This window comes from Parabacteroides sp. PFB2-10 (assembly GCF_029893085.1).
Taxonomy (GTDB): Bacteria; Bacteroidota; Bacteroidia; order Bacteroidales; family Tannerellaceae; genus QVMG01.
The window spans coordinates 231,553-251,135 of record NZ_JARXWI010000005.1; the positions used below are offsets into that span (position 1 = coordinate 231,553).

20 protein-coding genes are annotated in these 19,583 nt (G+C 44.8%); 3 read left to right on the forward strand and 17 right to left on the reverse strand.

Features of this window, described 5'->3' with window-relative positions:
- Window positions 1-9 precede the first annotated feature (9 nt).
- The 10 genes from M2137_RS06570 to M2137_RS06615 form a co-directional block, all read right to left on the reverse strand.
- On the reverse strand, window positions 10-561 hold the full coding sequence (locus tag M2137_RS06570; protein ID WP_280765661.1) for a sigma-70 family RNA polymerase sigma factor: 552 nt from the start codon (window positions 559-561) through the stop codon (window positions 10-12).
- A gap of 88 nt (window positions 562-649) precedes the next feature.
- Window positions 650-1,435: a nucleoside triphosphate pyrophosphohydrolase gene (mazG, locus tag M2137_RS06575; protein ID WP_280765662.1), complete on the reverse strand. Its 786-nt coding sequence runs from the start codon at window positions 1,433-1,435 to the stop codon at window positions 650-652.
- 2 nt (window positions 1,436-1,437) lie between these two features.
- Window positions 1,438-3,477: a cytochrome c biogenesis protein CcdA gene (locus tag M2137_RS06580; protein ID WP_280765663.1), complete on the reverse strand. Its 2,040-nt coding sequence runs from the start codon at window positions 3,475-3,477 to the stop codon at window positions 1,438-1,440.
- 28 nt (window positions 3,478-3,505) lie between these two features.
- Window positions 3,506-4,420 (reverse strand): RluA family pseudouridine synthase, encoded by a 915-nt coding sequence (locus M2137_RS06585; protein ID WP_280765664.1) that lies wholly within the window; start codon window positions 4,418-4,420, stop codon window positions 3,506-3,508.
- A gap of 61 nt (window positions 4,421-4,481) precedes the next feature.
- Entirely contained in the window at window positions 4,482-4,778 is a 297-nt protein-coding gene (locus M2137_RS06590; RefSeq protein ID WP_280765665.1) for a type II toxin-antitoxin system RelE/ParE family toxin, read from the reverse strand.
- On the reverse strand, window positions 4,775-5,005 hold the full coding sequence (locus M2137_RS06595; RefSeq protein ID WP_280765666.1) for a hypothetical protein: 231 nt from the start codon (window positions 5,003-5,005) through the stop codon (window positions 4,775-4,777). Before M2137_RS06595 ends, M2137_RS06590 begins: the two co-directional genes overlap by 4 nt.
- A gap of 45 nt (window positions 5,006-5,050) precedes the next feature.
- Window positions 5,051-5,923: a nucleoside phosphorylase gene (locus M2137_RS06600; protein ID WP_280765667.1), complete on the reverse strand. Its 873-nt coding sequence runs from the start codon at window positions 5,921-5,923 to the stop codon at window positions 5,051-5,053.
- Window positions 5,924-5,932: 9 nt separating this feature from the next.
- On the reverse strand, window positions 5,933-6,913 hold the full coding sequence (floA, locus tag M2137_RS06605) for a flotillin-like protein FloA (RefSeq protein ID WP_280765668.1): 981 nt from the start codon (window positions 6,911-6,913) through the stop codon (window positions 5,933-5,935).
- Window positions 6,914-6,941: 28 nt separating this feature from the next.
- On the reverse strand, window positions 6,942-7,418 hold the full coding sequence (locus M2137_RS06610) for an NfeD family protein (RefSeq protein ID WP_280765669.1): 477 nt from the start codon (window positions 7,416-7,418) through the stop codon (window positions 6,942-6,944).
- Between the two features lie 14 nt (window positions 7,419-7,432).
- Window positions 7,433-8,878 (reverse strand): tetratricopeptide repeat protein, encoded by a 1,446-nt coding sequence (locus M2137_RS06615; RefSeq protein ID WP_348538031.1) that lies wholly within the window; start codon window positions 8,876-8,878, stop codon window positions 7,433-7,435.
- A 214-nt stretch (window positions 8,879-9,092) separates the two neighbouring features.
- Between M2137_RS06615 and M2137_RS06620 the strand changes: the two genes are divergently transcribed.
- Window positions 9,093-9,341 (forward strand): hypothetical protein, encoded by a 249-nt coding sequence (locus M2137_RS06620; RefSeq protein WP_280765671.1) that lies wholly within the window; start codon window positions 9,093-9,095, stop codon window positions 9,339-9,341.
- 395 nt (window positions 9,342-9,736) lie between these two features.
- Here M2137_RS06620 and M2137_RS06625 read toward each other — a convergent pair whose 3' ends face one another.
- On the reverse strand, window positions 9,737-10,930 hold the full coding sequence (locus M2137_RS06625) for a uracil-xanthine permease family protein (protein WP_280765672.1): 1,194 nt from the start codon (window positions 10,928-10,930) through the stop codon (window positions 9,737-9,739).
- Between the two features lie 719 nt (window positions 10,931-11,649).
- Here M2137_RS06625 and M2137_RS06630 point away from each other — a divergent pair.
- Entirely contained in the window at window positions 11,650-12,405 is a 756-nt protein-coding gene (locus M2137_RS06630) for an ATP-binding protein (protein ID WP_280765673.1), read from the forward strand.
- On the opposite strand, the gene M2137_RS06635 is transcribed toward M2137_RS06630, so the two are convergent.
- From M2137_RS06635 to M2137_RS06660, 6 genes are all read right to left on the reverse strand, one after another.
- The gene (locus M2137_RS06635) at window positions 12,372-13,292 is read right to left on the reverse strand and encodes a TraB/GumN family protein (RefSeq protein ID WP_280765674.1); all 921 of its coding nucleotides are present in this window, start codon (window positions 13,290-13,292) and stop codon (window positions 12,372-12,374) included. The two genes, M2137_RS06630 and M2137_RS06635, sit on opposite strands and share 34 nt — an antisense overlap.
- 170 nt (window positions 13,293-13,462) lie before the next feature.
- On the reverse strand, window positions 13,463-13,633 hold the full coding sequence (locus M2137_RS06640; protein ID WP_280765675.1) for a hypothetical protein: 171 nt from the start codon (window positions 13,631-13,633) through the stop codon (window positions 13,463-13,465).
- Window positions 13,626-14,201: a zeta toxin family protein gene (locus M2137_RS06645; RefSeq protein ID WP_280765676.1), complete on the reverse strand. Its 576-nt coding sequence runs from the start codon at window positions 14,199-14,201 to the stop codon at window positions 13,626-13,628. Before M2137_RS06645 ends, M2137_RS06640 begins: the two co-directional genes overlap by 8 nt.
- Window positions 14,202-14,348: 147 nt before the next feature.
- Entirely contained in the window at window positions 14,349-15,473 is a 1,125-nt protein-coding gene (gene hemW / locus M2137_RS06650) for a radical SAM family heme chaperone HemW (protein WP_280765677.1), read from the reverse strand.
- A gap of 3 nt (window positions 15,474-15,476) precedes the next feature.
- The gene (locus tag M2137_RS06655) at window positions 15,477-16,901 is read right to left on the reverse strand and encodes an HD domain-containing protein (protein ID WP_280765678.1); all 1,425 of its coding nucleotides are present in this window, start codon (window positions 16,899-16,901) and stop codon (window positions 15,477-15,479) included.
- A gap of 469 nt (window positions 16,902-17,370) precedes the next feature.
- Window positions 17,371-18,126 carry a hypothetical protein gene (locus M2137_RS06660; protein WP_280765679.1) on the reverse strand — a complete coding sequence of 252 codons (756 nt, stop codon included), beginning with the start codon at window positions 18,124-18,126 and terminating at the stop codon, window positions 17,371-17,373.
- A gap of 248 nt (window positions 18,127-18,374) precedes the next feature.
- Between M2137_RS06660 and M2137_RS06665 the strand changes: the two genes are divergently transcribed.
- Complete coding sequence (locus M2137_RS06665; protein WP_280765680.1) at window positions 18,375-19,391, forward strand: YqiA/YcfP family alpha/beta fold hydrolase; 1,017 nt, start codon at window positions 18,375-18,377, stop codon at window positions 19,389-19,391.
- Window positions 19,392-19,583: the final 192 nt, after the last annotated feature.

A 19,583-nucleotide genomic window follows, 5' to 3' on the forward strand; every position in this document is an offset into this window, starting at 1 on the left:
CGAAATGGTTTAAACATCTTTTGTTAAAAACTCCTCGATTTTTTTCACCGCATGATGATAAGAGGCTTTTAAGGCGCCCACCGACGTGCCTAATATCTCCGACATATCATCATATTTCATCTCTTCATAATATTTCATCTGAAACACAAGCCGCTGCTTTTCCGGTAAACGCAATATAGCTTCCTGCAGTTTCATTTGCGCCTCATCTCCATCAAAATACTCGTCTCCCTTCAAGCGTTCCAATAGGAAAACATCCGTATCGTCCATGGATACATTGTTTTGGGAGCGCTGTTTATTAAGGAATGTAATGCATTCATTAATGGCAATCTTATACAGCCAGGTCGACAGCTTGGCCTCTCCCCGAAAATAATTAATATTCATCCACGCCTTCAGAAACGTATTTTGTAGTAAATCATTCGCATCATCATGATCCAACACCATCTTACGGATCTGCCAATACAACTTCTCCCCGTAAGCGCTCACCACCTTTGCGAAAGCATTCCTCTGCTGATCCGGATCACGCAACTGCATCACAATTTCATCTTCAATATATGGCTGCATTATCTCTAATTTGGCATAAATATATACTTTTTAAATGAAGAATGAGGAATTTTTAAGAGACAATTCATCATTCTTCATCCTTCATTCTTTATTCTTCATTTTTCTTCGCCTCATTCCATATACGTTCCATCTCTTCCAAAGGCATCGCCTTTAGAGATTGTTCGCATTGATTGGCGTAAGCCTCCAGGTAATTAAATCGTTTGATAAACTTTTGATTCGTACGTTCCAGTGCATTGTCCGGATTGATTTTATACAGGCGTGCCGCGTTGATCAGGCTAAAGAAAAGATCGCCAAATTCATCTTCCATGCGATTCGCATCCATCGCAGCGATCTCGGCCTTCAACTCACCAATCTCTTCCTGTACCTTATCCCACACCTGTTCGCGCTCATCCCAGTCGAAACCCACATTCCGGGCTTTGTCCTGTATACGGTGCGCTTTCACTATTGAAGGCAGCGCGGCAGGAACTCCTTCCAAGACGGTCTTATTTCCACCTTTTTCCTTCAACTTTATCTGCTCCCACGACTGCTCCACCTGTTGGGGCGTATTGGCCTCGTCGGTACCGAACACATGAGGATGACGGAATATCAGCTTCTTACACAAGGTATCACACACCTCTTTGATATCGAAAGCCCCTTTTTCCTCTCCAATCTTAGCATAAAACACAATATGAAGCAGCAGGTCTCCCAGCTCTTTCTTAATGCTCTCGTTATCATCCCGTATCAGGGCGTCACAGAGTTCGTAGGTTTCTTCTATCGTGTTAGAGCGCAAGCTCTCGTTGGTCTGCTTCCGATCCCACGGGCACTTCTCCCGCAGTTCATCCATAATGTCGAGCAGTTGCCCGAAGGCTTTCATCTGTTCTTCTCTTCCAGTCATCTTTACTTTTTATACTGTTTCAATCCCTCTTGCAGGAATTGCAAATATTGCGGCACACGTTCGTCATACGCATAAGAAGGAGCGAGTGGCTTTCCGTCATTATCCAATAGAACGTAGAAGGGCTGCGCATTGGCACCGAACTTACTCCGTTGCAGATAACTCCATTTATCACCAACCGTTTTCAGCTTACGCGTACGTCCATATTCTTCAATCTCTATCGTTTCCGGCAAGCGGGTTTTATCATCAACAAATAAGGTAATCAAGACATAATCATTCTCCAACATCTGCTTCACGCGGGCATCTGTCCAGACCGATGCTTCCATCTTCCGACAATTCACACAGCCATAACCGGAGAAGTCGATCATAACCGGCTTGCCCACCCGCTTGGCATAGGCCATACCCGCTTCATAATCGTCGTAAGGGGCATGCACCTCATCATCATACAGATTAAAATCCTGCGTATACAAGGGCGGAGCAAATGCGCTGATCGCCTTCAGCGGCGCACCCCAAAGCCCCGGGATCATATAGATGGCGAAGGCAAAAGAGATAATAGCCATAAACAGACGCGAAACAGAGACATGCTTCAGGTCGCTATCATGATTAAATTTGATCTTTCCTAACAGATAGAAGCCTAACAGGGCAAAAATAACGATCCACAATACCAGGAACACTTCCCGGTCGAGGATGCGCCATCCATAAGCCAGGTCGGCAACCGAGAGGAACTTCAAGGCCAACGCCAGTTCTAAGAATCCCAATACCACCTTCACCGAATTCAGCCATCCGCCCGATTTTGGCATACTCTGCAACATGTGGGGGAAGATAGCAAAGACGCTAAACGGAATCGCCAACGCCAGGGCAAAGCCAAACATACCAATAGCCGGCCCGAACAAAGAGCCCATGGCGGCCGCTTGTACAAGCAACGTACCGATAATCGGCCCGGTGCAGGAGAAAGAGACCAATACCAATGTAAAGGCCATAAAGAATATGCTCAGTAGCCCCGTAGTCGAATCGGCTTTTTGGTCCATCTTGTTTGTCCAGGAGGCGGGCAATACGATCTCGAACGCACCAAAGAAGGAAACGGCAAAGACCACCAACAACAGGAAGAACAATATATTAAACACCGCATTGGTCGAAAGATCATTCAACGCGCTTGCCCCGAACACGGCGGTGATCAACAGACCCATCACCAGATAAATCACAATGATGGCTATCCCATAGGTATACGCGTCACGCCGCGCTTTTTTCTTATCCTTGGTGCGCTTCAGGAAGAAACTGACCGTCATCGGAATCATCGGCCACACACAAGGAGTCAATAGAGCTATCAATCCACCTAAAAAGCCAGCTAAGAATATCCAGACCCAGGAGGTATCCGTGGCCGAAACAACCGGGTCACCATAGGCCTTCATCTCTTCGACCACCGGCTCCCACAAACCGCTATTGTCTGTCAGGCCGGAAACAACATCCGCTTGTTCTGCCGTTACCAAAGAGATCGGTTTGATCTCCACAATGTCTTTCTTATCTGCCTCTATGGTAGCCAGTTCATCACTCACCGCTTCTTCGCTTGTCTCCGCTACAGCATCCATGCGAATCGATTTGCGATCGAAAGCAAAGTCTATCCGATCGGGCGGCAGACAGGTCTCATCGTTGCATGCCATAAACTCAGCCTCGCCCACCAACTTAAACTTCTTGGCATCGGTCACCTTTATCGGCTGCCGAAAAGAGAAAGAACCACTATACCAGCGAAGCTCCATCTCAAACATATCATCGTAAATCGTAGTCGGCTCAACAGAAGGAGTCGGACTACCAATCAATTCCACACCCTCTGCCGTTTCGAAAGTAAAAGAGGTAGAGACGGGTCCGCCTTCTGGTAGATTCATATCATACACATGCCATCCCGGTTCACAGGAAACGGTAAATACCAGTGTTTTTTCTGCCGTTCCGGGATCGTCCAGTTCTATTTTCCATTTGATAGGATCCAGTATTTGCGCCTGGCCCATAAAGGCCACCATAATAAACAATAAAATGCCAGTTAACTTTTTCATGTTTAGATCAACTAATTTTGTTTTGCGTTTATTTTGTCAAAGTATTAAATGTGCTCGGTGTTTGCGTTTCAAAGCTCATTTCCGCTCCTGTTCCCGGATGTACGAAGGTAATCTTAGAGGCATGCAGCATCAGGCGGTCTGCCGGGTTATGCTCCGAGCCGTTTCGCCTGTCTCCGACAACAGGATTTCCCAAAGCGCCCAATTGATTTCGTATCTGATTGTGTCGGCCGCTCTCCAGGCGAATCTCCAACAAAGAAAACATCTCATTGCCTTTGATCACCTTATAACGAGCAATAGCCTCATCACCATCATCTTCTGCAACAACAACCGATCGCAGATCCGTTTCATCGAGTGCATGGGAAGAGTGCAACAAATCGCTCTCCTTTTCCGGGCGTCCCTCCACTACTGCCTTATAGACCTGTTCGGTCACCAATCGGTTCCAGCCCGTTTGAAAGGCCTCCTGAATGCCACGATTCTTAGCAAAGACCATGACACCCGATGTGTCTTTATCCAAACGGTGCAACATGAATATCTTATTCCGGAGATCCATTTTCTTCACATAGCTGCTCAACAGATGAACAACCGTACGCTCCTTCTCGCGGACATTGGCAACCGAAAGCAATCCCTCTTTTTTGCGGACAACAATCAATTGATCATCTTCCCACAAAATACTCAACTGAGGATGATTGAACGCCACCTTTCCACGTTCATAACTGATACCAACCACATCTTTCGGTTCAAGAGGTGTATCAAATTGCGTGGTTACTTTTCCGTTTACAGATATCTGCCCATGCCCAAGCATCGCTTTCACAGAACTCTTACTTTGCTGGTTGAGCACCTGAAAAAGAAATGGTAGTAGTGAGTTTTTTTCTTCAACAGTGACACGTCGCGCACGAGGGGGACGGTTCGGATTATATTCTTTCTTTGCAGATCTTCTTCCCATACATTATTAGTAACGATATAGCCTACAAAGATAGAGGAAAATTAAATAGTATGTTTATCTGTTATATATTCTTAGGATTTTGCCGACATACCCATACCCGGGTTATAACAACCTCACCCTTTTCAACAAAGTATATTAGCTTAAATAATCCCGAATAAACGACTAAGGAACGATGGTCGTTTTCAAAATCAGCGAGCAACGGTTCTTTGGGTGCTATATTAGGATGTAAAAGCAGAATATCTGCTGCACTTACAATTTCATTCCAAATTTCAACAGCCACATGGCTATTTTTTTCTTTATAAAAATCATATATACGGTCAAGATCCTTTCTCGCTCTATAAGTCCAAACGATTTTCATGAAGTAAATCTTTTTTTCATCTCCTCATGTGAAATTACTTTTCCGGTCTTATACTCTTCAATTGCCTCTTTTACCCCCAAACGCATCTCTTCCGGACTTTCTTTTGCAGGATAGTCTTCGTAAATCTTATTCTTTATGAAAATATCTAATTCGTCCAAGAGTTTTTCTGTATGGATATCTTCCTGGATCATACGAATAATTCTTTCTTTGCGAGCTTGTAATTCCATAGTTAAAACATATTATTTATCCATTACATTATTCCAATCGAAAAATCAAATCCTCTCCAACACTTTCTCGATAAGGCCGGTTAAACTGTCTTTGTATTGCGTGTTCATTTCTTTGGCGACGCGTCCGGCAATAATACAACATACCGTCAACGCCCGGTGTCCCATCAGGGCAGCCAGGCCTGCCAGAGCAGAACTTTCCATCTCAAAATTGGTAATCTGCCGGGATTGATAGGTGAAGGCTTCGATCTTTTTGTTCAATGCAGGATCGGCTAAGGCAAGGCGCAACTCACGTCCCTGGGCGCCATAAAATCCATTGGTCGCAATGGTTACCCCCCGGATAATATCATCTTGTGCTATCTGCTCCGTCAAAGAGGGGTTCGCCGGAACCACATAGGGCTGCAGCTCCTTTATTTTCCATTCCAATTGCTGCAACAAAGCCGTTTCAAACGCCTTGTCGCGTACGGCTTCATTTTTATCATAGAAATAGATCACCCCATCAAAACCGATCGACCATTCAGCAGCCACATAGGTACCGATCGGCACAAAAGGCTGCAAGCCTCCGGAGGTGCCGATCCGAACCAACGTCAGTTGTCGGAAACCCGGCTTCACGGTTCGGCTATCCAGGGCAATATTCGCCAGGGCATCGAGCTCTGTCAGGACGATATCGATATTATCCCCGCCAATGCCATGGGAGACCACCGTAACGCGCTTACCTTTGTAACGCCCCGTGATCGAATGAAACTCGCGACTGCTCACGTCACACTCCACCTCCTCGAAATAGGAAGCTACCGTTCCAACCCTTGCCGGATCGCCCACCAGGATTACCCGGTCAGCCAGCTGTTCAGGCTTCAAATGCAGATGGAAGGCACTTCCATCTGCATTGATTGGCATTTCTGAAGCGGGAATAACACGCGTCATAAACGACTCTTATTTAATCGGTTTATTCGGATTCTGTGCCGGCTTAGCGATCGAGTCGCGCATGCCGGTATCTGCTTCTATATTTTTCATTTTATAGTAATCCATAATTCCCAGGTTACCGCTACGGAATGCTTCCGCCATGGCTTTGGGCACTTCGGCTTCGGCTTCGATCACCTTCGCACGAGCCTCCTGCGCTTTTGCCTTCATCTCCTGCTCCATAGCGACAGCCATCGCACGGCGTTCTTCCGCCTTGGCCTGGGCAATATTCTTATCGGCCTGTGCCTGATCCATCTGAAGCACCGCACCGATATTCTTACCTATGTCGATATCCGCGATATCAATAGACAAGATTTCGAAAGCCGTACCGGCATCCAGTCCTTTGCGTAATACCAGTTTAGAGATGGTATCCGGATTTTCCAATACAGTCTCATGGTTTTCCGAAGAACCGATCGACGACACAATACCTTCGCCTACACGAGCTAGAATAGTCTCTTCACCGGCACCCCCAACCAACTGTTTGATGTTGGCACGTACCGTTACACGCGCTTTGGCGATCAACTGGATACCATTCTTCGACACAGCCGTTACCGGAGGGGTATCGATTACTTTCGGGTTTACCGACATCTGCACCGCTTCAAACACATCACGTCCTGCCAGGTCGATCGCTGTTGCCATCTGGAACGAAAGGTCGATGTTTGCTTTAGAGGCCGAAACCAGAGCGTGAACCACACGTTCCACATGGCCACCGGCCAAGTAATGCGCTTCCAGTTCGTCACGTGTCAGCGATTTCAGTCCGGCTTTATGGGCTTCGATCATAGCACGCGCAATCACCCCGGGAGGCACATTACGGATACGCATCAGAAAGAGCTGAAGTAAAGATATATTTACCCCGGACACTTTGGCCGAGATCCACAACAGGAACGGCACATAATAGAAAAACAGGATCAGCAGGAATATCGCTGCTACCAATAATACAATAGGCATGTACATGTTTTTACTTTATTAATGATTAATACTATTATTTTATCTCTTCATTTTTAGGCACGACGATCACATTATAACCGTCTACCCTGACTACTACCACCTCTGTCTGCTCGTCAATAAATTCCTCCCGCGACTTAGCCTCTACCGTGATCCCTTTTATCAACGCCTTGCCGATGGGCGCCAGGCGTGAGAGCGTAATGCCTTCGTCGCCCACCTCGATTCCCAACTCGCGGGTAGAGGTAATCTTCGAATCGACATCCGTATGGAGGGCTACTTTCCGGAACGAATTGGAGCGCAACAGCCAGAAGAATATAATAATAAAAACTACCGCTGAAACAACCAAGGTGATATGTCCGGTCATCGGACTGATCGTATAGGCATAGATCACGCCACCAACGGCAAACAATCCTCCCCCTATCCCTGCCAAGGTAATGCCGGGCAATAGAAACACCTCTACCAGAATCAACGCGATGGATAAACCCATCAGAAAGGCAATAATTACTATATCCATACCTTTATTTTTTATTATCGTGTGTTGTTTTTTCTCAAATAGAGTATTTCCGCATTGCGCGCTTTCTTCTCCCAGTCTTCGGGCTGACTATACAATTGAGCCAATTGCTGTTCACCTTGCAGGATTTGTGGTTGCAAACGCTGTTTTTGCGCGTTATCGCCCGCATGATATGCCTCGCGCTGCCCTTCAAGCTTCTCTTCCAACTCTTTGATCTGCCGATTCAGCGCCACTACCTTCTCATAAATGCTGCGGGCTTCCGGGCTCTGTATCTCTTCCAGCGTATAATAAACAAGATCATTGGTGATAACAAACTCAAAATCCTTTTTGATCTCTTCCCGGCCGTAAGGGATCTCCTCGTAAGCCAGTTCGATCAGATCGGCATAATCCTCCCCCTCTTTCCAGGTGACACGGATATCGGCCAGCATCGCCCGAGCTCTCTTCATTTCAGTATCTTCGCTCTCTATGCGCTTGCGTTGCTCGTTCGGGATAAACAGATATACACACACCTTATCTTCCGGCTGATAACGGTCGGACACAAACCAGCCCAACTTCTTGGTATCGTCGAACACGATCATATAATCGTTAGCGAACGAATTATAGGGCATGCCCAACTGCTCCGGTGTCAGATAGGTATCGCTGTTCATATTGTAGCGAGTCACAAAAATATCATAGCCACCCAACGAACCGTTTCCTTTCGAGGCATAATAGATCGTCACCCCATCGGTCAATACAAAAGGATAATTATCATCTCCATCGCTATTGACATTCATGGGCAATTGTTTCTCATCACCCCAATGATCCATCAGGTAGGATTGGGTAAAAAGACAGAGCGCATTGTCGTCCGTCTCCCGGGCATAATAGATCTTATCGCCTTTCTGATTTTTGTAGACCACCGACGGAACAGCCTGCTCCGATTCGAAAAAATCAGCAAACAGCGTCAGCGACCCGCTCTCTTCACTTAGCGCATAAGCCTTCAAGAAACCCTCTTTATCGACCACCACGCTATCGATCACCTGCACGTCTTCTACCTTATCGAGCATCCGTTGCGCATTCTCCGCCTGGCTCTTTTTCAGTTGGAAAGGCTCGACATCCTGCTTTTTCTTTGTCAACTGCCCGATATAGTCTTCATACATCTCCGCTGATTCCTCAAACCGGTAAAGCGCGAAATAGACCTCTGCCAAATAGCGGGAGGACTCCATCACTTTGCGGCGTACACCGACCTGCAGATAGGTTTCGGCCTGAGCCAGATCGCCGGTTTCATAACAGCACACCCCATACCAATGGTTATACGAGCCATTGTTGGGCGATTGCTTCACCAACCGTTCAAACGCAGGTTTTGCCTCTTCGTATTTGCCTTCGTCATATAGTTTCTTGGCCTGATCCAGGCTCTGTGCCTGCATGGACGCACTGATACAGGCTACTCCTACTATGTATAATATCTTTTTAGTAAAGCGGTTCATCGTTTCAGGTTCAAACATTTTGTTAAACTGCTTTCAAAGATAAGAATATTTTTATACGCACAATCCGTAGCGGTATTCAAATCTGTTAATAGGGGATTATTTGAAGGAAATAGAAGATACGTTCTCTTCCCCCTTAACCGCTATCTAAACAATTAACAATTAATAATTAACAATTAACAATTACTTCCCTATCTTTGTAAGAAGAACAAAAGCTATGAAACAAACGTACAAAACAAACGACAAAGCCGGCAAGCAGGACAACCCCCATGAACCGGCATCTGTTTATCAGACAGAGGAGCCTTTCGTTGAGGAGACAGCCTACCTGAGAGAAAAGATAGTGGAGGATAATAGGGAGATAGATGACTATATTTGGGATGATTTAACTGTTAGCCTTGAACAATACGAAAAGGGAGAATATGTTTCTGCTGAAAACCTATTAAAACGTATAAAGCTTGGGATTTGAGGTATACTTTTCTTTCCGTGCTGAAGAGCGGTTAGACCTCATACTTGATTACCTGTATACGCATTGGGGGTATGCTGTGCAAAATGATTTTATACGGGAGTTAGAGCACTGTTTGACTATTATAAAGGTAAATCCATATACTTTCCCTTGTTATCGCGAATCTATTTTGAGGCGATGCGTCGTTACTCCGCAGAATGTGTTATACTATACAATTCAGGGAAAAACAATATTAGTTGTTTCAATAGAAGATACAAGAGCAAATCCCAAAGAGATAAAAGAGTTGTTGCCATAAAAGAGAACCCTCTCCGCCTAAATGGGAGGTGTATAATCCAGCCATCCACATACTTAGGAGCCAGGGGCATATGAAGGTGGGGCAATTTATCCGAATAAGTGCATTATAGCGATTTCTGTTTCTGAGGCAAAATAAGGTTTAATAAAACACCGGTTATCGCAGCCAGCCCGATGCCCGACAGGGTGAAATTACCCCAGGTTAAAACGGCTCCTCCTATACCAATCGTAAGGGTTAACGAGACAATGACAATGTTGCGGGTATCCGATAAATCGGTACGGTTGTGAATCATATTGGAGATACCGGCACAGGCGATTGTGCCAAAAAGCAACAGCATAATACCGCCCAGAACAGCATTAGGGATTGATTTCAACAACGCGCTCACCTTTCCGATAACAGAAAAAAGAATAGCCGCTACGGCTGCAACACGAATCACCTGCGGGTTATACACTTTGGTCAATACCATAGCGCCTGTCACTTCCGAATAGGTAGTAACCGGAGGGCCACCCACAAAGGAGGAGAAAAGACAGGCCAGGCCATCGCCCAAAAAGGTGCGATGGAGCCCCGGATCTTTCACGAAATCTTTTCCCGTCACCGTGTTCACCACATACACATCACCAATATGCTCAATGACCGGAGCAATAGCCACCGGGATCATAAAAACAACAGCTTGCCAGGAGAACTGCGGAAAGACAAACTGGGGCAGACTAAACCAGGCCGCTTCGCGTACGACCGAGAAGTCTATTTCGTAGAAAAGAAATGCGGCGACATATCCGGCAATGATGCCACAAAATACGGGTATTAGTTTTAAGAGCCCTTTCGCATAGATGGAAACGGCAACCGCAACCGCCAAAGAGATAAGCGCTAAGACCCAATTCTCTTTCGCCATATTCACCCCTGTGCTGGACAGCGAGATACCAATGAGAATGATAACCGGCCCGATAACGACCGGCGGAAACAGGCGTTGAATAAATTGAATGCCCCTCCACTTCACAAACGCGCTCATAAGAAAATAGACGATAGCCACCCCGATCAAGCCAAATATGGTGCCGGGCAGGCCATACAACTCGGTCGCTTTAATCATGGGCGCTATAAACGCGAAGCTACTACCCAGGTAAATCGGAACGATACCTTTGGTTACCAGATGAAAAATAAGGGTTCCTACGCCAGCCACAAACAAAGCGGTAGCCGGGTCAAGACCTACTAATAGTGGCACCAAAACAGTTGCTCCAAAAGCAACAAACAAAAACTGTACGCCGATTATCCCTTTACGCAAGGGAGAAAGATTGTGTGTTTCCATAGAATTAATTTAGGAACAAAAGTAATTTTTTTAACAACAATAAAATAGCCTTTTCTGAATTCTCTTCTTTTTTTATAAATCGGACCTGATTGTTTAATTTATGTTAATTCGTCTATCTTCACCAAAACCCCCAATTTACGATTTGTAATTTTCGCAGGACTTTGCGCTCAAAAAAGCGGGACTTCGAAGACAAACTCCCGGGAGAAACACTTTTTAACGTATGGATTTGTAAGCAAAACGGGCATTTTGCTTACAGTCCGTATTTTAACAATTCAGAGGTTGGGGTGCGGAAATGCACGGTGGGATCTTCAAGTTGGGAAGGAATTGAAGATACAAGGTATATCAGATCAGTATCTAAAAGCTCCCCTTCTTAGAAAAGAAGGGGGGGACCGCTGCTTGCAGCGGTGGGGTAATTTGAATTCTTTATAAATGTTTTTCCTATTTCTTTGATAGTCACAAATACACAAAACAGAACAAATGTGTGATTTTTAATATATCAAACTACCCCACCATCGCAAGCGATGGTCCACCCCCTTCTTTTCTAAGAAGGGGAGCCTTGGATAGTGATTTCTATAACCTTCACATATTACATTATCTGAATTCCCTATTTCCTATCTCCCATCTCCTTCCAATTTTCCCATATTTGAATATCCGGTTCACAAAGTCCTTGCGGACTTTTTCTTGAAAATCACTATTTTTGCCTCTCAATTCATCATTTTATGGCAAAGGAAACGACAGAAGAACGCCTTGTTCGCAAGATAGACGCAAAGCTTATCAAGGCCATACGCACGTATGGACTCATCAACGACGGCGACCGCATTCTGGTGGGGTTATCGGGCGGGAAAGACTCTTTGGCATTGGTCGAGCTATTGGGCAGGCGTGCGAAGATCTTCAGCCCACGGTTCACTGTGGTGGTAGCGCATGTGGTGATGGATAATATCCCATATAGTTCGGATATCGATTATCTGCGTTCCGTAGCAGAGGCATACGACCTTCCTTTTATCGTACGCCACACCTCATTCGACCCTTCGACCGACAAACGTAAATCGCCCTGTTTTCTCTGCTCCTGGATGCGCCGCAAGGCCTTGTTCGACATAGCCAAAGAGGAGAAATGCAACAAGATTGCCCTGGGACATCACCAGGATGATCTATTGGAAACGCTTCTGATGAATATGACGCACCAGGGGGCGATCGCCACCATGCCTCCCCTACTCCGAATGGATAAATTTGCTATGGAGATTATCCGCCCCTTATGCCTGATTGCGGAAAAAGAATTGATCGCCTTAGCGGCAGACCGGGCATACCGGAAACAGACAAAGAACTGCCCGTACGAAACCACGTCCAGCCGCTCCGACTTCAAAGAGATACTAAAACGCCTCGAGGAAATCAACCCCGAGGCGCGTTATAGTCTTTGGAAAAGTATGCACCATATCCAGCCGGATTACTTGCCGGCGCCTACTGCTTCGACCTTATAACCCAATTTATCCAACTGGTTCAGAATGCCCTCTTCTGCCACCAGGTGGGCAGCGCCTACAACAATCATACTGGCCTTGTCGGACATGATCTGCGGTAGTTGCTCCATCCATTTGGCATTGCGGTTATCCAACAGGGCGGCTTTTCCCGCCAGGCCATACGCATGACAAGGTTTAGTTGTGTCATAATAGGAATCATTGTATAGCTTATTCAGATTGCCGGAACGGTAGTCTTCGATAAACACCTTCATTTCGTCAACCGCGCCATCCATATTTTCGACACTGCACAACAGACTCTCCATCTGCATTCGCTGTGGGGTCGCATCGAACAAAGCAAAGATCTGATCTTCTACGGTCTCCAGTCCGATAACCGGCTTGCCTGCCTCCTTGGCTGTTTGCTGCATATAGGTATCGATCCCGACAAAGGTAGTGGGGTTGTAGGTCGGATCGATCTGGGTGTACAGCATAATCGCGATCGAAGGAGAGATCATACCGGGTTTGAATCCGCCCATTTGGTCGAGACCTACGCCGATAAGTCCCTTAAGACCCTCGTCTAAGCGCTTGTATTCGTCGTCGGATAATAAATTCTTATAGCTTTCCTCTTCCGGCAACATGGCGGCCTGCATCAATTTCATTTGCGCCGATGCCATATCGAGCATATCTATTTCGCCTACTACCTGAGCCGTGGTCTGCATCGCGTTGCGCAGTCCGGGAATGCTATCCACAAAGGTTTCCGGAAAGAGATGGAAGGTGCCCAACACATACGAAGGTTTATCCAGGCCATTCCCGGAGACTTTCCATAAGAGTGCCCCATTGAACGGAGAGTTGGTTTGAGCACTGACCGACAGGCCGAAACACACACAGAGAAGAATCAATAATACCTTTTTCATCACATTGTTTTTTTAATGAGTATTCTTTTGTTTTACGCTTACATAATCTATTAGACGCATCTGCTTTCCAAATATCACAATCCCCCGTAAAAAAAATAAAAAAGGCAGATGAAATATTTCATCTGCCTATCCATTTCTTTCTTTTGTTTCTCAAAAAATATAGTTTGCTTTTAACATACAAATGATTCCAATTCAACGGCTTTTACCCTGAAGACTTTTCCGTTGCGGGAGAAGACCAATTCGCCGTTTTCTTTCTTTTTCTCGTTCACTAATTTCTGAAATGCGATATTAGCGCCTTTTACTATATTCTCTTCGAATTCCTTTACTTCTTGTTCACTCATATTGTTCAAGTCTATTGTAAATAATCGGATTGAAAATCTCTTTTCGTTCATCCCTGAATCCTTTGGCTATAATCTCCATCGAAGTCATGGAATTGTCTGTTATCATCCAATAGTCACTAACGGGTAGGTATAGTTTGAAGAGGTTTTTGATGCCAACGGCATATCTTCGGCGCACCGTATTTTCCGGCACATTATGCCCTCCGGACTCCACACGCATCTTCACGCGCTCAACAGCCAGATCCGGCGTATTCAACCAAAAATACAAAAGCGTAACATAATAACCTTCCCTTTGAGCCTCCCGAATCAGATTAGCAACAGACCGGGTGGCCAACGTAGTTTCCATAGCGAATGTTTCGCCTGCTGCTATTAACTCTTTAATACGTTTGTACATGATGCGGCTGGCTTCTACGGCTACGGCGATATTGTCTGCATTAAAAGGGGAAAGCCCCTTGGCTATCTCGTCGGAGTTCACAAACTCTTTACATTTCAGCATTTCCGGCAGAATTGTAAAAGAAGCTGTTGTTTTACCTGCTCCGTTGCATCCAGCGATTATATACAAATACGGCACTACGTTGCTACTTTATAACGCGACAAATATATAACAATACTTTTAGTATGCAAGCATTTTATTTCTCAAAAAAGGTGAAAATGCGCAGTTTTTGTACTTAAAACTGCGAGATTCGTCATGCAAACAGCGGGACTTCGTTCAAAGTTATCAAAACAGAAGGTCGCGCATAATGCTGTCGGAGAGAAAGATTCCCGCGCGGGAAAGACGGAGATTGTCACCCTCTTCTATCAATAATCCCTGCCGGCAAAAGGGGATAGCTTCTCGTTGGCAATGAGACAGATAAGACTCACCAAAGCGGGCAAGGATGGATGCGTAGGAAATGCCCCACATCGTTCGCAAACGGGTGATGATATAGTCATTATATTGCTCAGTCAGTGTCAGTCGCTCCACTTCAAAGTCCGGTTTCCCCTTTTCTATCCCTTGCAGATAACGCGGCAGGGAGGCGACATTCCAGCTACGCTCTTTCCCATTATAGGAATGAGCCGAAGGACCTACTCCCAGGTATTCCTTATCATTCCAATAGGAGCTGTTGTGCCGGGAGAGATAACCCGGACGGGCAAAATTGGATATTTCGTATGGTTCATAGCCCGCATCTATCAAAGAATCGATAAGCGCAGAAAAGAGCTGCAGGCTCACCTCTTCATCCACCGCCTGAGTCTTGCCCTCTTGCCACAGCCGATAGAGAGGCGTTCCCTCTTCATAAATCAGGTGATAGGCCGAGAGATGCGGAATATCTAAGCGCAGAAAAGCGTCGAGGTTGGCTCGCCATTTCGCCTCGGTCTGCCCGGGTAGGCCATAGATCAGGTCGATACTGATATTCGTAAACCCATATTCGCGGCAATGTTCTACCGCCTGAACAGCCTGTTCGGCTGTATGCCGCCGGTTCAGAAACAATAGATCGTCCGCATCAAAGCTCTGCACCCCCAGGCTGATCCGGTTAAAGGGTAATGCGGAAAGGGATTTGACATAGACGGCGGTCATATCATCCGGGTTAGCCTCGAGGGTTACCTCTTTCAGATTGGACAAATCAAAATGTTTCTCAATAGAATCAAAAAGAATGGTGTAGTCGGAAGCGCTCAACTGCGAAGGTGTCCCGCCGCCAAAATAGATTGTTTCCAGCGGTTTTCCCTCCAGGTAGTCACGCCGCAAGGCAAGCTCATGGATAAGCGCTTTCAGATAGGCCTCCTTATAAGACATATCCGTATTAGAGAAGAAATCACAATAAAGGCAACGCTTGGCGCAAAAAGGAATATGTATATAAAGTCCGGCCATCGATTACACCAGCCCCATCTGTTTGGCTTTCTCCATCATAAACCGATGGGCCGCTTCGTATTCATTCGGGATAACACCATCGAGGATCGCATTTTTGATTGCTTCTTTCAAGGTTCCTACAGGCTGAGAAGGAGGAAGGTTAAAAGTTTCCATAATCTCTTCACCGGATATGGGCGGCTGGAAATTACGCACACGGTCCTTTTCTTCAATCTGCACCATTTTCTCACGCACCAGGCGAAAATTATTCAGGAAACGCCGTACTTTATCCGGGTTCTTGCTGGTGATATCGGCCTCACAGAGCTTCATCAGATCGTCAATATCATCGCCGGCATCAAACAAAAGACGACGAATAGCCGAATCGGTCACTTCATCATCCGCCAACGCAATAGGGCGCATGTGCAGGCTAACCATTTTCTGCACATACTTCATCTTCTCGTTCATCGGCAGCTTCATCCGACGAAAAAGCACAGGAATCATCTTCATACCCATAAAGTCATGGTTATGAAAAGTCCAACCAAGGCGGTTATCCCAGCGCTTGGTGGTCGGTTTGGCTATATCATGCAACAAGGCACTCCAACGAAGCCACAGATCATCGGAGGTCTTACTCAATCGATCCAACACCATAAGGGTATGGGCGAAGTTATCTTTATGTCCGATCCCCTCTTTTGTTTCGGTCTTTTTCAAGGCGGTCAACTCCGGCAGGATAATATCCAACAAACCGCATTTGTCCAGCAATTCGAAACCGATAGAAGGTTTGGGCGCAAGAATAATCTTATTCAATTCGTCTATAATGCGTTCTTTGGAGATGATCTCGATACGCTCTTTATTGCGTTCGATCGCATCGAATGTATCCGGATCGATAAAGAAGCCCAATTGGGTGGCAAAGCGGATGGCCCGCATCATACGCAAAGGGTCATCACTAAAGGTAATATCCGGATCGAGGGGGGTGCGGATAGTCAGGGTTTCCAGATCGTCTAAGCCACCGAAAGGATCCACTAATTCAGCATAACGTTCTTTGTTCAGGCAAAAGGCCATGGCGTTGATCGTAAAGTCACGCCGGTTTTGATCATCGGCCAGAGAGCCATCCTCCACAATGGGCTTACGGCTATCCCGGCTATAGGATTCTCTTCGGGCACCAACAAACTCAAGCTCTATATCACCCAATTTCACCTGAGCCGTACCAAAATTCTTAAAAACAGAAAGGGAAGCAGAACGCCCCAACTTAGCAGCCACCGCTTTAGCTAAAGCTATGCCACTACCAACAGTGACTATATCAATATCTTTCGAAGGACGCCGCAAAAAGATATCCCGGACATATCCCCCAATCACATACGTTTCCAGTTGTAATTCATCAGCCACTTCCGATACCAACCGGAAGGTCTTTGTAGAAAGATGTTTTTCTATTTCTTCCTCTTCTATATAATACATGAACTTATTTCTTCTCTTTTCTAATTGAGTACAAAGATAGTGAAAGCCGAATGCAGAGCCAAGCTTGCTTGAGCTATGCTAAGGTGCATCCTATATTATGCAAAGATAGTGAGAATCTCGCAAAAATAGGCAAAGCTGAGTGCAGCGCCAATCCCCCCCCCGAACTTACGATTTGTAATTTCAGCGGGACTTTGCGCGCAAAAAGGCAGGACTTTTTTGACAAACTCCCGGGAGAAACACTTTTTAACGTATGAGATTGTAAGCAAAAAGCCATTTTTGCTTACAATCGATGTTTTTGAAACAACCTAATCTTCTGCCATTGAATGAAGATATCTTACACTGAAAAAGATGGACTTTATTCCCTCTCAAATCATTCTGAAATCAACATATACGGTACAAGAAGAGGGTGTGTCAAACTAAGATCTTGACACACCCTCTTCTATTAGGATAAATAAGTTAGATTTCTTTTTTAGAACTTTCCGTACAGCTCACTAATCATTTCGCCATATTTAGTAATCGGACAGCCTTGTAAGGCAAATTGAGGAGCAATGCAAGCAACCACCTCTTTATCGCCTATCTTCATTTTAATGTTAATCGCACTAAATTTTTTCTTTGTCATCGTTCCATCTACCTTTTGCAATTGGGAAGTGAGAGGAGGAGTTTTTTGTATAATCTGCTCTTTGAGTAAATCCTCAAATACTTTCCCGCAGAAGATAATAACCTTTCTGTCAGCCAGAGCCAGTATATCCATCAATCGTTGGATATAAGGTTTTAAGTTTTCGGCACCTATCTTTTTATAATCAAAATTAGGCGAGCCAAACGGCACCAGCTCTAATTGAAGCTTCTTATCAATAGCCACTTCCAGGTTGTGATATTTATCTCCTTCTTTGAACGGGAGGAGATTAAACGGTTTCAAGAAACGGACTTGCTTGCTGTCAAATACTGATTTGTGAGTCCTCGGCGAATCAACCCCATAGTTCATCTTTCCAAAAGATGTAAACCAGTTCCAATAATCATCAAAATCCACATAGTTGCGCGGTTTGTAGTCTTCATCTCTTTTGGGATTCAACTGAACTAATACCAACTCTGCATGAATATCTCCAGTCAGGAAATGTGGTTCATCAGTTCTAAAATATTCAGTCCCTATTTTCTCATTCAATTCTACTGCATCCTTGCAGTATCCAAGAGTTTTCCACTCTTCAAAATTCTTTTTAATGTATTCCATGATTTGTTTTTATGTATTATGTTGTACACTTACAAATTTTCAGTCACTCTAAAACATACTAATTGTTTTTGGGTCTCCCTACCTCAAAAGAGGTGATTAACTCGAAGTAATTATATACAGAGAAGCCAAATAATTTCATTTCTGTGAAAGAAAAATACAGGGGTGATACAAATATTTGAAATTCCACGATAGTTTTGTGTATAATTACCCCTATCACATCAAAAAAAGAGAATTTATTTATGAAAAAAATGATATACATCCACGGACTCTCTTCCTCGGGCAATTCCCAAACCGTTAAAACATTGAGAACGCTGTTGCCTCAATGCCAAGTAATTGCTCCCGATTTACCTATCGATCCACAGGAAGCACTGGAATTACTTGTTTCCCTCTGTGAGAAAGAGAAGCCCAACCTTATTGTAGGCACATCTATGGGTGGCCTGTTTGCACAACAACTACATGGTTTTAAGAAAATACTTGTCAATCCGGCATTTCATGTTTCCGAAACGATGCGAAAGCGATTAGGCATCAATCCATTCTTAAATAAACGAGAAGATGGCAGTACCGAATACGAAATAACGGAAGAATTGTGTGATGCCTATCTGGAGATGGAGCAACAACAGTTTGATAAAATCACCGATTATGACAAAGCATTCACTTGGGCATTGTTTAGCAAAGAAGACCATTTAGTTAATTGCTTGGAAGAGTATCGCATTTATTATAATCAATTTCAACTGTTCGACGGTGAACACCGTTTATCACAATCGAACATAGAAGAGGTATTAATTCCCTTAATAGAATTGGCGACATCAATCAGAACGGCTGTTCAGAGATGCGAACCTTTCACGGTAATCTTTGCCAAGCGCAAAGCGTCGTTAGATGATTTTGTTAGGCACGTTGAGGCAGGAGCAAAGATGGATAAGATACACGCCATGAGGCTTCTTTCTGATCAATACATCGATATGTGTGGAATAAGTGCAGGTTACCGCACGGTAGCTTATGATACAGGATGGGGCATATTAGATGAATACATAAAGAGTTCTGAAAATTCGGTTTTCGACAGGGAGAAGTATATTACATTTGCAGAGATAATGCTTATTATAAACCCTCGCTACAGGGAAGAATTTGATGATTATGATGTTCTCTGTATAGAGACCTTGGGATTTATTTCAGTAGCGTTCGACATGCTTCTTGAGTTGAAAGATGACGAGACAAAGAATGCTCTGTGTTATGGACTCTTTCTTCAGATGATGAATTGTTATTATTAGTTGACCAGATAATTCTAATCTGTTTTTCAGCTTGAGTACAAAAGGATATTGGCAAAGTTACATATATACACTATTTTTAAGCCTTTAAAGCCCCTTTAACCAAAAAAAGAGCCTGTTCAATTAAGAACAAGCTCTTTTCACTTTAAATCGGCAGCTACCTACTCTCCCACCTTGTGAGCAGTACCATCGGCG

Coding starts and splice junctions, on each gene's coding strand:
- M2137_RS06570 (WP_280765661.1), bottom strand. CDS start 561: ATGCAGCCATATATTGAAGATGAAATTGTGATGCAGTTGCGTGATCCG.
- mazG (WP_280765662.1), bottom strand. CDS start 1,435: ATGACTGGAAGAGAAGAACAGATGAAAGCCTTCGGGCAACTGCTCGAC.
- M2137_RS06580 (WP_280765663.1), bottom strand. CDS start 3,477: ATGAAAAAGTTAACTGGCATTTTATTGTTTATTATGGTGGCCTTTATG.
- M2137_RS06585 (WP_280765664.1), bottom strand. CDS start 4,420: ATGGGAAGAAGATCTGCAAAGAAAGAATATAATCCGAACCGTCCCCCT.
- M2137_RS06590 (WP_280765665.1), bottom strand. CDS start 4,778: ATGAAAATCGTTTGGACTTATAGAGCGAGAAAGGATCTTGACCGTATA.
- M2137_RS06595 (WP_280765666.1), bottom strand. CDS start 5,005: ATGGAATTACAAGCTCGCAAAGAAAGAATTATTCGTATGATCCAGGAA.
- M2137_RS06600 (WP_280765667.1), bottom strand. CDS start 5,923: ATGACGCGTGTTATTCCCGCTTCAGAAATGCCAATCAATGCAGATGGA.
- floA (WP_280765668.1), bottom strand. CDS start 6,913: ATGTACATGCCTATTGTATTATTGGTAGCAGCGATATTCCTGCTGATC.
- M2137_RS06610 (WP_280765669.1), bottom strand. CDS start 7,418: ATGGATATAGTAATTATTGCCTTTCTGATGGGTTTATCCATCGCGTTG.
- M2137_RS06615 (WP_348538031.1), bottom strand. CDS start 8,878: ATGAACCGCTTTACTAAAAAGATATTATACATAGTAGGAGTAGCCTGT.
- M2137_RS06620 (WP_280765671.1), top strand. CDS start 9,093: ATGAAACAAACGTACAAAACAAACGACAAAGCCGGCAAGCAGGACAAC.
- M2137_RS06625 (WP_280765672.1), bottom strand. CDS start 10,930: ATGGAAACACACAATCTTTCTCCCTTGCGTAAAGGGATAATCGGCGTA.
- M2137_RS06630 (WP_280765673.1), top strand. CDS start 11,650: ATGGCAAAGGAAACGACAGAAGAACGCCTTGTTCGCAAGATAGACGCA.
- M2137_RS06635 (WP_280765674.1), bottom strand. CDS start 13,292: ATGAAAAAGGTATTATTGATTCTTCTCTGTGTGTGTTTCGGCCTGTCG.
- M2137_RS06640 (WP_280765675.1), bottom strand. CDS start 13,633: ATGAGTGAACAAGAAGTAAAGGAATTCGAAGAGAATATAGTAAAAGGC.
- hemW (WP_280765677.1), bottom strand. CDS start 15,473: ATGGCCGGACTTTATATACATATTCCTTTTTGCGCCAAGCGTTGCCTT.
- M2137_RS06655 (WP_280765678.1), bottom strand. CDS start 16,901: ATGTATTATATAGAAGAGGAAGAAATAGAAAAACATCTTTCTACAAAG.
- M2137_RS06660 (WP_280765679.1), bottom strand. CDS start 18,126: ATGGAATACATTAAAAAGAATTTTGAAGAGTGGAAAACTCTTGGATAC.
- M2137_RS06665 (WP_280765680.1), top strand. CDS start 18,375: ATGATATACATCCACGGACTCTCTTCCTCGGGCAATTCCCAAACCGTT.